Annotated in this window: 7 protein-coding genes; 5 read left to right on the plus strand and 2 right to left on the minus strand. The window is 73.0% G+C overall.

Going from position 1 to position 13,859, the window contains the following annotated elements; all coding sequences use genetic code 11:
- Positions 1-77 precede the first annotated feature (77 nt).
- The 3 genes from ACZ4V1_RS18970 to ACZ4V1_RS18980 all read left to right on the plus strand — a co-directional run bounded on the left by ACZ4V1_RS18970 (position 78) and on the right by ACZ4V1_RS18980 (position 6,555).
- Positions 78-3,428, plus strand: a complete 3,351-nt coding sequence (locus ACZ4V1_RS18970) for an ALF repeat-containing protein (RefSeq protein WP_468337031.1) — start codon at positions 78-80, stop codon at positions 3,426-3,428.
- A 123-nt stretch (positions 3,429-3,551) separates the two neighbouring features.
- Positions 3,552-5,480 (plus strand): DNA/RNA non-specific endonuclease, encoded by a 1,929-nt coding sequence (locus tag ACZ4V1_RS18975; protein WP_468337034.1) that lies wholly within the window; start codon positions 3,552-3,554, stop codon positions 5,478-5,480.
- 31 nt (positions 5,481-5,511) lie between these two features.
- Complete coding sequence (locus ACZ4V1_RS18980; RefSeq protein WP_468337037.1) at positions 5,512-6,555, plus strand: hypothetical protein; 1,044 nt, start codon at positions 5,512-5,514, stop codon at positions 6,553-6,555.
- Between the two features lie 6 nt (positions 6,556-6,561).
- Here ACZ4V1_RS18980 and ACZ4V1_RS18985 read toward each other — a convergent pair whose 3' ends face one another.
- Positions 6,562-8,211, minus strand: a complete 1,650-nt coding sequence (locus tag ACZ4V1_RS18985; RefSeq protein ID WP_468337040.1) for an AMP-binding protein — start codon at positions 8,209-8,211, stop codon at positions 6,562-6,564.
- Positions 8,208-9,881: an AMP-binding protein gene (locus ACZ4V1_RS18990; RefSeq protein WP_468337042.1), complete on the minus strand. Its 1,674-nt coding sequence runs from the start codon at positions 9,879-9,881 to the stop codon at positions 8,208-8,210. Before ACZ4V1_RS18990 ends, ACZ4V1_RS18985 begins: the two co-directional genes overlap by 4 nt.
- A gap of 124 nt (positions 9,882-10,005) precedes the next feature.
- Here ACZ4V1_RS18990 and ACZ4V1_RS18995 point away from each other — a divergent pair, with 124 nt between their 5' ends.
- Together ACZ4V1_RS18995 and ACZ4V1_RS19000 are read left to right on the plus strand one after the other, a co-directional pair.
- Positions 10,006-10,842 (plus strand): helix-turn-helix transcriptional regulator, encoded by an 837-nt coding sequence (locus ACZ4V1_RS18995; protein ID WP_468337045.1) that lies wholly within the window; start codon positions 10,006-10,008, stop codon positions 10,840-10,842.
- A gap of 147 nt (positions 10,843-10,989) precedes the next feature.
- The gene (locus tag ACZ4V1_RS19000) at positions 10,990-13,821 is read left to right on the plus strand and encodes an AAA family ATPase (protein ID WP_468337048.1); all 2,832 of its coding nucleotides are present in this window, start codon (positions 10,990-10,992) and stop codon (positions 13,819-13,821) included.
- Positions 13,822-13,859: the final 38 nt, after the last annotated feature.

The raw sequence follows: 13,859 nt of genomic DNA on the forward strand, positions 1-13,859 counted from the left end.
GACACCGTTGATATGGTCACCTGCAGAGCACAGTCTTCTACTTTCCTTTCGACACAGACCGCGAGGACAACGCCCTTATGCAGACAATGTTCTGGAGTCGCAGACGGCTCCTCGGCGCAGCCGCCGCCGTGACGGCCGCCGCTGCCGCTCCGCTGTCGTTGACACCCCGGGCGCACGCCGCCGACCAGGACACGCCGACCGATCCGCTCGCCCTGCCGGACACCGAGCGGGCCAAGGTGGTCGAAGCGTGGGTCACGGGAGGCAAAGCCACCAAGGCCTCGGCCGCCTACGCGCTCTACGGCACCGACACCGAGATCCGGACGTTCCTCACCGAGACCCTGCCGAAGGTCACCGCGGAGGACAACCGTGTCGCCGTCGCCAGGTACCTCGCGCGTGCCGGCAAGGGGCTGCGCCGCGAGGCGGTCGCCGCACTCGACAACGGTGACGACGCCATCGCCGCCTTCCTGAAGGAGACGTACAAGCCCGCTCTGCTCGAGGATCTGAGCGTGGCGGCCTCCCTCGTATCCGCCACCGGCGACAGGGCCGTCCGGCGGGAGGCCTCCGCCGCACTGGACGCCGGCACCCGGCAGGCGCTCGAGACGTTCCTCACCGACGGCCAGTACGACGCGCGGCTGGAGGACGCCAGAGTGCAGGCGTCCTCCATGCTGTTCCAGGCCGGACCCGAGGTACGGAAGTACGCGGACCGCGCCCTGAGTGGCACGCCCACGGACGTGCAGTGGTTCCTCGACACCGGCCAGCACATCGCCCGGGCCCGGGACCAGGAGTCGGCGACCATCGCGGAACTCGTCGCGGTCGTGGAACGGGAGGGCAAGCGCGCCCAGGCCGAGACCGACCTGGCCGTCGAGGCCTCCGCGCGTGCCCTGACCGCCGCCGAGAAGGCCAAGGAAGCGGCCGAGAAGGCCGCCGCGGAAGCCGCGGCCGCCAAGGAGGACGTACGGAAGTCCGCAGCGGCGGCCCGCAAGGCGGCGAGTGCCGCCAAGGGTGCGGCCAATGCCGCCCGCAACGCCATCAACGCCTCCAACGCCGCCGTGACCGCCTCCCGCCGCGCCTCCTGGGCGGCCGCCGCGGCCTCCCAGGCCGCCGCGACGGCCGGGAACGCCGCCTCGCGCGCCTACAACGCCGCCATCGCCGCGTCCAAGGACGCCTCCAAGACCGCGGCGGCCAAGAACGCGGCCATCGCCGCCCGCAACGGTGCCGAGAAGGCCCGGTCCGCGGCCAAGGCCGCCGACTACGCCGCGGCCGCCTCCGCGCAGGCCGCGAACGCCGGTTCCTCGGCCGCGTCCGCCGCTCGCAACTCCGCCGCGGCCGCCACCGCCGCCGCGCAGGCCGCCGGGGCCGCCGGTGCCGCCCAGTCCGAGGCGGCCGAGGCCAAGCGCCAGGCGGCCATCGCGACGACCGCCGCCAACCGCGCCACCAACGCCGCCTCCACGGCCCAGGCGCTCGCCAACAAGGCGGCCTCCTCGGCGCGTACCGCGCGGGACGCGGCCTACTCCGCCGCCGACCACGCGGAGAAGGCGGCCGACGCCGCCGACGAGGCGGTGAAGTACGCCGGCCAGGCCATCGACTACGCGAACAAGTCCACCGCGCACGCGGCTGAGGCGGTCAAAGCCGCGGACACCGCCACCAAGGCCGTCGAGGACGCCATGGCGGTGGAGCAGGCGGCCCGGGACGCGGAGGTGTCCCGGCTGGAACAGGACAAGCTGCAGGGCATGGACGAGGCCCGCCTGCTGTCCCAGATCGAAGCCCAGGAGCAGGCCGAGTACGAGGACAAGCGCAAGCAGGAGGAACAGACCGGGCAAGCCGTCAGGGAACTGATCGCGGCGGCCGAGAAGGCCCTTTGGGAGACCGGCGACCTGGCGCTCGCCGCCACGCTCGGACGCAAGGCCGCCACCGGCCTGCTACAGGCGAAGGGCGCGTTCACTCGGGAGGCCGCCCAGTTCGCTCTGTCCGGCAGCGACGACGACGTGCTCTCCTGGGTCGACCTCGACCGGAACCTCGCCCAGAACCAGGACGACCGGGAGACCGTCCTCTACCTCGCCCAGGTATCCAGCCCCGCCATCGCCGAGGCGGCCCACGCGGCGCTGGCGAGCTCCAGTTCCACGGCGGTGGGCGACTTCCTGACGTCGGGGGTGATCCGGGCGTCGCAGGACGACAACAAGGTTCAGATCGCCCGCATCCTCAACGACAAGCCCGGCAAGGCCGTCACCCAGGCCGCCAACGACGCGCTGGACGCGAACACCCCGGAGGCGCTCCAGGACTTCTTCAACCGCACCTACCCCGAAGCGATCCGGGAGGATGACGCGGTCGAGACCGCGACCTCGGTGGCCACCGGGGGCGAGTACGTCAAGTCGTACGCGGAGGTCGCCCTCGAGGGGCCGACGTGGATGCGCAGGAACTTCGTCCAGACCGTGCAGTACACGGCGGCACAGCTCGACCACGACTCCGCCACCCACGTCGCGGCGATCCGCGGGACGATCGCGGCCGCGGCGAAGATCGCGTACCACGCGCAGGAGAACGCGGCACTCGCGTCGAAGGCGGCGGCGGAGGCCCGCGAAGCAGCGGAGAAGGCCCAGGAGTGGGCCGACAAGGCGCTCGACGCGTCACGCAAGGCGAACAACTACGCCACCCAGGCGAAGCAGAACGCCGACGCCGCGGACCGGTCGGCGGCGAACGCGCAGGCCTCGGCCAACCAGGCCAAGTCGGCGGCGGCGACCGCGCGCAGCGCTTCCCGGTCGGCCAACTACTCCGCGAACAAGGCCGTGGACGCGGCCCGTTCGGCGCTCCAGTCCTCCTACAGCGCCCAGGCGTCCGCCGCCAGTGCCCGCCAGTCCGCTCTGCAGGCCGGCAAGGACAGGGCGACGGCGGCCGCGGCGGCCAGCCAGGCGCGCAGCATCGCCGTCCAGAAGCGCCAGGCCGAGATCCGCGAGGCCGCCCGTGAAGCCGCCGAGAAGGCGAGGCAGGAGCGGGAGGCGGGCCGGAACCCGGCCGACAGCGAGACTCACGACGAGGTACGCCCGAACGGCACCGGTTCCGGGAAGGAGGACTGGTGGTCGGACGCCGGCTGGTGGGCCGACGCCGCCAACACGGTCAGCATCGCCTCGGGCATGATCGCCGCCGGTCTCGGCCTGGCCAGTCTGGTCTTCCCCCCGCTGGCGGCGGGCGCGGCGTTCTTCGCCGGTGTGTCCGTGGTCGCCGGCGGGCTGGGGACCCTCTTCACCGGCATCGAACACGGCTTCACCAGCGGCGAGTTCATCGACTCCCTGGGGGGCTCCGTGCTGAACCTGGCCACCCTCGGCCGGGGCGGCCTGGTGAAACCGCTCATCAGCAAGGCGAAGCCGGTGGTCACCAAGGTCGCCCAGGAGGGCAAGGAGCTCGTCTCCGACATCATCTACTCCCTCGCGGCCTGAAACACGACGGGCCGGCCGGACTGCACCCGGCCGGCCCGTCACACTCGAAAGGACAGTCGCACGATGAGACCATCGTCTCGAATACCGCGCTCCCGACCGCCTCGAATACGGCGCTCCCGGCACGTGCTCCTCTCCCTCCTGGCCGTCATGGCGCTGGGCGCCACCACGACGGCCATGGCCCCGGCGCAGGAGGCGCCGAAGGCACAGGAGCAGCCCGGACGCCAGGCGGACCACGTCGACCTGGCCGATCCGACCGGCGTTCCCACCCCCACCACCAAGACCCGGCCCGCCCCGGTGGCACCCGGAGAACACTGCGAGCCCACGCGCCCCGGCTCCCGTGAGCGCAGGGCGGGTGCGTCGCAGGCCTGCGTCACCATGAGCACCACGCCGGTGACGTCGGCCAAGCGGCAGTCCCTCCCCGCCGCGCAGCCGCAGGCTTCGGCCGCCGCCGACTCGGCCAGTTGCGCACTCACGACTCCCGGGACGTGGAAATACAGCCGCTTCAGCTACTGCGTGAGCGGCCTGACCGTGCTGTACGTGCTCAAGGACAGCAACGGCAAGCAGATCGGCACCGGCACGCTGGACGTCCTGACCAGTGCCCTCCTGCCCGCCGAGGGCACGACGTGGAACGAGCACGTCACCGTGACCATGACCGGAGCGACCGGGGCCGTCACGTCCCTGACCGCGAAGTTCAGAGCCGCGTGCTCGGCCGGCTGCAAGACCACCAAGTCCGCCCCGTGGTACGGAGGCACACTGGTCAAGGGCGACTCCCGCAACGGCCATGTGGCCTACTCCTCCTCCCCGGCCGCCGGCACGAAGGTCGAGTTCACGACGTCGTACCAGCTGTACGTGACCTCCCCCGGCGCCCAGATCACGGACCCGAGCGCCTCGTGGAGCAACCCGGAGCAGATCCGCTGTGACGACGACGTCCGGGACACCGGTGCCACCGGCGCCCCCGGCCCCGGCTGCGTGGTGCCCAGCGTCATGCCGGTCGTCGGGATGAACGGCGCGGCGGGCGCCGCGGCGGCCGGATACCTGTGGGCCCAGAAGAACCTCGCCGACGGCTGGGGGCGCGACAAGCCGCTGACGCGGGCGAAGAGCGGCATAGCCGACCGCACCAGTCGCACCTGCGGGGGTTCGAAGCCCTTCCAGGCCATGACGGACTTCGTCCCGACCGACAGCTGTGGCGCCTTCCCCTTCGGGGCCACCCATGAAGGGGGAATCGACGGCGCTCAGTGCGCCGAGATCATCCCCAACGACACCGGCGGAGGGTGGAACATCCACCGGTTGGGCACCGCGGACCCCAGCAGGCCCTGCGTGCGCGCACACGTCCCGCTCGCGGACAACCAGGCCGCCGAGGCCCAGCTCTCCGACGGCTTCGCGAACCAGCGCGTGCTGGAGGCGGAACAGTTCAAACTGGAGATCACCGGCTCGACCGCCAAGCCGCAGGCCGCCTGCCTGCAGAACGCGCCGACCGGGTCGCTCCCCAACGGCAACGGGTGGATCAGGAACACCACCGAACCGGTCGCGCACGTCAACAAGACCACCTCCCCGCTCGGCCCGGCCGGAACCCGGGCGACCACGGCACAGGCCTGCGTGGGGAAGAACCCCCCTGACGGCAGCCATGCCGTTGGTGACATCACCGGTTGGCAGGACGCCGAGCTGTTCCGCGACAGCAACTTGCCCGGAACCGGGCTCGCCCGGTGTCACCTGATCGCCAAGGTCCTCGGTGGAAAGGGCCAGATACAGGACGGCGGACAGGACAATCTCGTCCCCTGTTGGCAGGTCGGCATGAACACCGGCACCCCCAGCATGCGGACCTTCGAGACGGCGGCCCAGAAAATGGTGAAGACGGACCTCAACTTCGGGGCGGACGACGCGGTCTTCTACCAGGTGACGCCCAGGTACCTGGACGCCACCAGCACGATACCCGTGGGTGTCGAGATGAGCGCTAGAGTCGAGCGGGCGGACGGAACGTCGCAGCCGCTGATCCCCGACGTCTACGTCCCCAACACCAAGGGCAACACCGGGATGTACAACCTCGGAAACTGAACCCTGCTGATCCGCGCCATCGGGAGCCAGTATGAGTCGTACCACTCCACCGCGGCCGTTCGACGTCACCGCGCTCTTCCCTCAACTGGCCCCGCTGGCTCGCACGGCGACCCGGCTGCACCCTCGCGCCGGGTCTCCGTCGCGGCACGACAGTTCGGTCGGCGGGCCGCTGCTGTGGCCCGCCGACGAGCCGTGGCCGTACTGCGACGGCCCGCACGAGTGGGACCAGGTGAACGAGCCCGTCGCCCCGGAAGACGTGCGGCTGCTGCGGCGCATCCAGGCGGCCGCGGCGAGCCGGCCGCAGAGCGGTCCCCATGTGCCCCTGTACACACCCGAGGAGCGAGCGGCCATCGAGCGGATCAATGCCGGTTGCCCGTGGCCCGAGGGTCCGATCGCCATGCTGCCCGTGGCCCAGTTGTACGTGCGTGACATCCCCACCCTGCGCCCACCGGGACCGGCCGAGTCCGACCTTCTCCAGGTGCTGTGGTGCCCCTTCGACCACCCGGCCCACCCCAGGACCGCGCTGTTCTGGCGGTCCACCGCCGCGGTCACCGACGTCCTGGGCACACCTCCCGAGCCGCCCGCGGTCCAGTTCGCCGACTACGTGCCCCAGCCGTGCCTTTTCTCACCGGAGGAGGTCACCGAGTACCCCAGTTTCCTGGAACTGAGCAAGGAGCTGCAGCAGCAGCTGGCGGACTGGAGCAGGTGGCAGCCGGCCGGAGACGCGGTGGACAGCGCCTACGCCGTGGCGCCGCAGGAGTTCTACATGAACAGGCTGTCCATCTCCCCCGGCTGGAAGGCCCGTGGCTGGTCCCGTTGGGGCCTCACCGATCCCATGCCCCGGATCTGCTCCGCATGCGGCACCGGGATGGACCCGCTGCTGACGATCGCCACGACCGAATGGGACAGCAGCACCAGGAACTGGGCCCCCGAAGAGGACCAGGTCCGCGACTCGCTCCCCCCTGGTGTCTCCCCGGGAAACCACACCCAGATCGACATCGCCCGAGGCTACGACCTGCAACTCCACGTCTGCCCGGTGTCCGCGGACCACCCGCACCTCGAGCTGGTCCAGTGAGCACCGTCAGCGGCCGTGCGGTGCCTCCGGGGCGTCGTACCGCTCCCGCAGCTCCACCTTGCGCACCTTCCCCGACACGGTCATCGGGAAGGAGTCCAGGAGCTGGAGGCGGCTGGGCACCTTGTAGTGGGCCAGCTGCCCGGCGCAGTAGGCGCGCAGTTCCTCCAGGGTGAGCGGGTCGGCCGCGTCGCGCGGGATGACGCAGGCGAGGACCTCCTCGCCGTAGCGCTCGTGCGGTACGCCGACGACCTGGACGTCCGCGATCTTCGGGTGGGCGTAGAGGAACTCCTCGACCTCGCGCGGGTAGATGTTCTCGCCGCCCCGGATGATCATGTCCTTGATGCGGCCGACGATCTCCACGTAGCCGTCCTCGCGCATCACCGCGAGGTCCCCGGTGTGCATCCAGCGGCCCGCGTCGATCGCCTCGGCGGTCTTCTCCGGCTCGTCCCAGTAGCCGAGCATCACGCTGTAGCCGCGGGTGCGCAGCTCCCCGGCGCCGCCGCGCGGCACGGTCACGCCGGTCACCGGGTCGACGACCTTCACCTCGATGTGGGGCAGGACCCGGCCGACGGTGCCGGTGCGGTGTTCGAGGTCGTCGTCCATGCGGGTCTGGAGGGAGACCGGGGAGGTCTCGGTCATGCCGTAGCAGATGGAGACCTCCTCCATGTGCATCTCGGCGACCACCCGTTTCATCACCTCGACCGGGCAGGGGGAGCCCGCCATGATGCCGGTGCGCAGGGAGGTGAGGTCGTAGGAGGCGAAGTCGGGGTGGTTCAGCTCCGCGATGAACATGGTCGGTACGCCGTACAGGGACGTGCACCGCTCCCGCTGCACGGCCTCCAGGGTGGCGGCCGGTTCGAAGGACGGGCCGGGGATGACGATGCAGGCGGCGTGGGAGGTGGCGCCCAGGTTGCCCATCACCATGCCGAAGCAGTGGTAGAAGGGGACGGGCAGACAGACCCGGTCCTGCTCCGTGTAGCCGACCGTACGGCCCACCCAGTAGCCGTTGTTGAGGATGTTGTGGTGGGAGAGTGTGGCGCCCTTCGGGAAGCCGGTCGTGCCGGAGGTGTACTGGATGTTGACCGGGTCGTCGCAGCTCAGCTCGGCGGCGATCGAAGCGACCCGCTCCTGCGGCACCGAGGCGGCGCCCGCCGTCAGCGCGTCCCAGGACGGGTCGCCGATGTACACGGTCTCGCGCAGTTCCGGGCACCCGCCGCGGACCTGCTCCACGATCGCCCGGTAGTCGCTGCTCTTGTGGGAGAGGGAGGCGATGAGCACGGCGATGCCGGACTGCCTGAGCACGTACTCCAGCTCGTGCGCGCGGTAGGCCGGGTTGACGTTCACCATGACGGCGCCGACGCGGGCGGTCGCGTACTGGACGAGGACCCACTCGGGGCAGTTGACCGCCCAGATGCCGACCCGGTCGCCCTTGGTGACGCCCTTCGCCAGCAGGCCGCGCGCCACCTCGTCGACGGCGGTGCCGAACTCCGCGTAGGTCCACCGCCGTCCGGACGGTACGTCGACCAGGGCCTCGCGGTCCGGGTGGGCGGCGATCGCGCGGTCGAGGTTGGCGCCGATGGTGTCGCCGAGGAGGGGGGTGGTGCTGGTGCCGTGGGCGTACGACGGTTGTGGCGATCGTGGCTGCTGTGGCGTCACCGGAAGTCCTCCTCGCGGTACTCGTTCGCGGAACCGGCCGCCGTGGCCTCGCGCAGTTCGACGCGGCGGATCTTGCCGGAGACGGTCTTGGGCAGTTCGCCGAACTCCAGACGGCGGATGCGCTTGTAGGGGGCGAGGGTCTCGCGGGAGTGCTCGAACAGCGCCTTCGCGGTGTCCGGACCCGGCTCCCAGCCCGTCGCCGGCACGATGTAGGCCTTCGGCACCGCGAGGCGCAGTTCGTCCGGGGCGGGCACGACCGCGGCCTCCGCGACCGCCTCGTGCTCCAGCAGCGCGCTCTCCAGCTCGAACGGGGAGATCTTGTAGTCGGACGCCTTGAAGACGTCGTCGGCGCGGCCGACGTAGGTGAGGTAGCCGTCGGCGTCGCGCGCGCCGATGTCCCCGGTGCGGTAGTAGCCGCCCGCCATCGCCTCCGCCGTGCGGTCGGGATCGCCGTGGTAGCCGGTCATCAGGCCGACGGGACGGTCGGACAGGTCCAGGGCGATCTCGCCCTCGTCCGCGCCGGGCGTGCCGGTGACCGGGTCGAGGAGGGCGACGCGGTAGCCGGGGCCGGGGCGGCCCATCGACCCGGTCTTCAGCATCTGGCCGGGGCTGTTGGAGACCTGGACGGCGGTCTCCGTCTGTCCGAAGCCGTCCCGGACGGTCCTGCCCCAGGAGCGGCGGACCTGCTCGATCACCTCGGGGTTCAGCGGCTCACCGGCGGCGACGACCTCGCGCGGCGGGGTGGCGAGCCGGGTCAGGTCGGCCTGGATGAGCATGCGCCACACGGTCGGCGGGGCGCAGAAGGTGGTCACCCGGGCCCGGTCCATCTCGGCCATCAGCCGGGCCGGGTCGAACCGGGTGTAGTTGTAGAGGAAGACGGTCGCCTCCGCGTTCCACGGTGCGAACAGGTTCGACCAGGCGTGCTTGGCCCAGCCGGGCGAGGAGATGTTCAGGTGGACGTCGCCGGGCTTGAGCCCGATCCAGTACATCGTCGCCAGGTGCCCGACCGGGTACGACACGTGGGTGTGCTCGACCAGCTTGGGACGGGCGGTCGTGCCCGAGGTGAAGTACAGCATCAGCGGGTCGCCGGCGCCGGTGGGGCCGTCCGGGACGAAGGCGTCGGAGGCGGTGTACGCCTCCTCGTACGGGCGCCAGCCGGGTGCCGCCCTTCCGCCGACCGCGACGCGCGTGTAGTCACCGGGTACGTCGGCGAACTTGCCGGTGTCCTCGGCGCGCGCGACGACGTGCTTCACCCGGCCGCGGTCGACGCGGTCGCGCAGGTCGGCGGGGCCGAGCAGCGGGGTGGCGGGGATGACGACGGCGCGGAGCTTCATCGCGGCGAGCGCGGTCTCCCACAACTCCGCCTGGTTGCCGAGCATGACGAGGACGCGGTCCTCGGGGCCGACGCCCCACTCGCGCAGCCGGTTCGCCACGCGGTCGGAGCGGGCGGCCATCTCGGCGAAGGAGACCCGTACCTCGGTGCCGTCCTCCTCGACGATGTGCAGCGCGGTGCGCTCGTTGCCGTCGGCGATGGCGTCGAACCAGTCCAGTGCCCAGTTGAAGTACTCGGGCCGGGGCCACCGGAACCCCTCGTAGGCGGCGGTGTAGTCCTCGCGGTGTTCCAGCAGGAAGTCCCGTGCGCTGCGGAACAGCTCCGTGGCCGTCGTCATCTGTCCTCCTCGGTGCCGGACCTTGCCGGGCGGCTCCGTGCCATCGTCTAATCCGTGATGTGGGTCTCACTACCCCCGATCGGGGGTGTGCGCCTCGGGCGGCGCGAGGAAGAGGGCGGAACGAGTGGTGGTGGACGCGGCCGACACGGTGGAGATCCGCGGCGCGCTGACGCGGCTGCGGCGCACGACCGGACTGCCGGTCGCCTTCGGCGGGCTGATGGAGGCCGGGCGGCGGCGGGTGCGCATCAGCGAGCTCAGCGGCACCGCCACGGCCGCGCTGAGCTCCCTCGCGGTGACCTCGGGCACCGGCCTGGGCGGCAAGGCGGTGGAGCTCACCCGGCCGTGCGCCGTGACGGACTACTCCGCGTCCCGGCGGATCAGCCACGAGTACGACCTCCCCGTCGCCGCCGAGGGACTGCGCTCGGTGCTGGCGGTACCGGTGGTCGTACGGCGCCGGGTACGCGGCGTGCTGTATGGCGCGCTGCGCACGGCCCAGCCGCTGGGCGACCGCACGCTGGGCGCGGCCGTGGCCGCGGCGCGGGACGTGGAGCAGGCACTGGTGCTGCGGGACGAGGCGGGCGAACTGCTGGCGGCGGCCCGGCCGGAGCCGGCGCGCGACCCGGCGGGCCCGGCGGCCTGGGAGCAGGTGCGGGAGGCGCACGCGGCACTGCGGGCACTGGCGCCCAGGATCACGGACCCGGCACTGCGGGACGAACTGCTGCGCGCGTGCGGGCTGCTGGCGGCGGGCGGCGGACCCGAGCCGGGGACCCGGCCGGCTCCGCGCGAGGTGGACGTGCTGGCCTGCGTCGCCGCCGGGGCGACGAACGCGGCGGCCGCGCGGCGGCTCGGCGTGCGGCCGGAAACCGTCAAGAGCTACCTTCGCTCGGCCATGCGCAAGCTCGGGGCGCGTACCCGCGGAGAGGCGGTCGTCGCGGCCCGCCGGGCGGGGTGGCTGCCGTAGCGCGGGCGCGGAGCGGGTCCAATTTCGCGGGCCTTTGTGTTTTCGGAACCGGCGTTTGTTATTCGGCTCACCTTCTCGTCCCGACGTAATTCAATCGACCGATGCCTAATATTGGCCGGGACACGACATCGGAGGGGAGCGGTCACCGTGGGACGGGACTTCGCGGAGTCTGCCGGGTGCCGTTCCGACCTGGTCATCGGGCGGGAGGAGTCGTTCGGCGCGGCGCGGGAGCAGCTCGCCCGAGGGGGGAGTGTGCTGCTGCACGGGCCCGCGGGAATCGGAAAATCGACCGTCCTGCGGACCCTGGCCGCGGAATATGCCCGCACGGCCCACACCATCTTGCGTTGCTCGGCCACCGAGTCCGAATCCCATCTCCCCTTCCTGGCCCTCGCCGACCTCCTGGGGCTGGTCCTGGACGACGTGTCGGACGGGCTGCCCGCCGCGCAGCGCACCGCGCTGGAATCGGCGCTCACCGGCCGCGGCGAGTCCACCCTCCAGCGCGACGGTCTCGCGCTGCGTCTCGCCGTGCTCTCCGCGCTGCGCGCGCTCGCCGCCGAGGGCCCCGTCCTCGTCGTCGCCGACGATCTGCAGTGGCTGGACCCGGCCAGCGCCGAACTCCTCGGTTTCGCCGCCCGCCGCCTGGGCGACACCCCGGTACGGCTGCTGTGCGCGGTGCGGACGGAGGGACCGGAGACGGAGGGCGCGGAGTACGACCGCCATCTGCGCGCGTCCCCGCCGGACACCCGCGCGGTCCGCCTCGGCCCGCTGACCCGCGCCCAGGTGTCGACGCTGCTCGACGAACGCGGCTACTCGGGCCTGCCCCGGTCCACGGTCCGCGACATCCATCGCACCAGTGGCGGCAATCCGCTCTTCGCGCTGGAACTGGGCCGGGCGCTGGCCGAGAGTCCCACCCCGCCACGGCCCGGCGAGCCGCTGCCGGTGCCGACCTCGCTGCGCGCCCTGGTCCTGTCCCGGCTGGAGATGCTGTCGGACGAGGCGCGCCGCACCCTCCTGGTGGCCAGCGCGGGCGCCCGCCCCACCCCGGCCCTGCTGCACGCGGCCGGCCGGGAGAACGCCGAGGCCGAGACCGCCCAGGCCGCGACGCTCGGGCTGCTGGCGACCGACCCGGGGGCTCCGACCGTACGGTTCGCGCACCCGCTGATCTCGGCCGCGCTGTACGCCGAGGCCCCGGCGCCCGAACGGCGGGCCGCCCACGCGGCGCTGTCCACGGCGGCCTCCGACCCGATCGAGCGCGCCCGGCACCTGGCCCTGGCCACCACCGGCACCGACCCGGAGGTGGCGGCCCGGCTGGCCGAGGCCGCCGCGCTGTCCCGGGACCGCGGGGCGCCCTCGGTGGCCGCGTCGCTGGGGCTGCTCGCGGCCCGGCACACCCCGGCGGACGGCGTGCCGGGCCCGGACGAGCGCCGGCTGACGGCGGCGGAGGACGCGATCACCGCCGGCGAGCCGGACCTCGCCCGGGACATCGCCCGCGAGGTGCTGACCCGGACCGGCGCGCCCGGCGAGCGGGTACGCGCCTGGATGGTGGTGATCGAGGCGGCCGGGCAGGCCATCGGCGAGGTCGACGCCGTCTTCCCGCAGGCCCTGGCCGACGCGGGCGACGACCCGCGGCTGATCGCCCTGGTCCACTACCAGCTGGCCTGGCGCTCTCTGGTGGTACAGGGCGACTTCGCGCAGGGCCGGGAGGAGGCCGCGCACGCGGCCCTGCTGGCGGCGCGGGCCGGGGACCGGCGCACCGAGCTGCTCGCGCTCGCGTTCCAGGCTCAGGCGGAGACGCTGATGGGGCATCCGGCCGCTCCGGCGACCATCCGGCGGGCGCTGGAGGAGCCGCAGGACCCGCGGGTGGCGTGCCATCACAACGGGGCGGGTTCCTCACGGTTCCGGTGGCTGGTGATGAGCGACCGGCTGGCCGAGGCGCGGACCACCGTCACCGCGCTGCTGCGCGAGGTGCGCCGGCGCGGCATGGCCGAGAGCGAGGTCCACTACCTGCGCTTCCTCGCCGAGACGGAACTGCACTCCGGGCACTGCGGCCGGGCCCTGGAACTGTCCCGGGAGAGTCTGACGCTGGCCCGGGACGCGGGCATCGGCGAGGGCGCGGGCGCGATGCAGGCCGCGCTCGCCGAGGCCGCCGGCGGTGACGTGGAACGGGCGCTGGCGCTGGCCCGGGAGGCGGTGCGGCGGGCCGAGGAGGACGGCGACGCCGTGTACCTGTCGCGGGCGCTGGCCGCGCTGGGGCACGCGAGCCTGGTCGCCGGCGACGCGGAGGCCGCCGTGCGGGCGCTGCGCCGGGTGCGGGAGCTGGAGGCCGGCGCGGGCATCACCGACCCGGCGCGCGGCCGGTGGCAGGGCGACCTCGCCGAGGCGCTGGTGCGTACCGGGGAGCCGGCCGAGGCCCAGGACGTCATCGAGGTCACGCGCGCGCACGCGCTCCGGCTCGGGCGGGAGAGCGTCCTCGCCGTGCTGGACCGGGCCGAGGCGCAGATGCGGGCGGCGCGGGGTGAACACCGGACCGCCGTCACCCGGCTGGCGTCGGCGCGGGAGCGCCTCGCCGGGCTGGGCTACGGCCTGGAGGAGGCGCGGGCGGCGTTCGCGCTGGCGGCGCTGCACGCCGGGCGGCCGGGGCGGGCGCCGGGTGCCGCGTCGTACGACGAGGCGGCCCGGCTGTTCCGACGGTGCCGGGCGCTGCCCTGGCTGCGGCAGGTGGAGGCGGCGGTCGCGGCGCAGGCGGCCGGGCCGCCCCCGGCGCCGGCCGCCGTGCCGGACGGCCTGGCGGGGCTGGCCCCGATGGAGCGTCAGGTCGCCGCGCTCGTCATGGAGGGCGCGACCAACCGGGAGATCGCCGCCCGGCTGTTCGTCAGCGTCAAGACGGTCGAGGCGACGCTGACCCGGGTCTACCGCAAACTCGGGATCCGTTCCCGGGTCGACATCGTCAGACTGGCGGCGCGGCGGCGGACCGACTGAGAGCGGCGGGGTTTGCCGACGGTCAGCCGAGGGTTTTC

The sequence above is a fragment of the Streptomyces sp. NPDC028991 genome (assembly GCF_055564775.1).

Excerpts from the sequence above, each read along its gene's own strand:
- ACZ4V1_RS18970 (WP_468337031.1), top strand. The coding sequence starts at position 78 with ATGCAGACAATGTTCTGGAGTCGCAGACGGCTCCTCGGCGCAGCCGCC.
- ACZ4V1_RS18980 (WP_468337037.1), top strand. The coding sequence starts at position 5,512 with ATGAGTCGTACCACTCCACCGCGGCCGTTCGACGTCACCGCGCTCTTC.
- ACZ4V1_RS18990 (WP_468337042.1), bottom strand. The coding sequence starts at position 9,881 with ATGACGACGGCCACGGAGCTGTTCCGCAGCGCACGGGACTTCCTGCTG.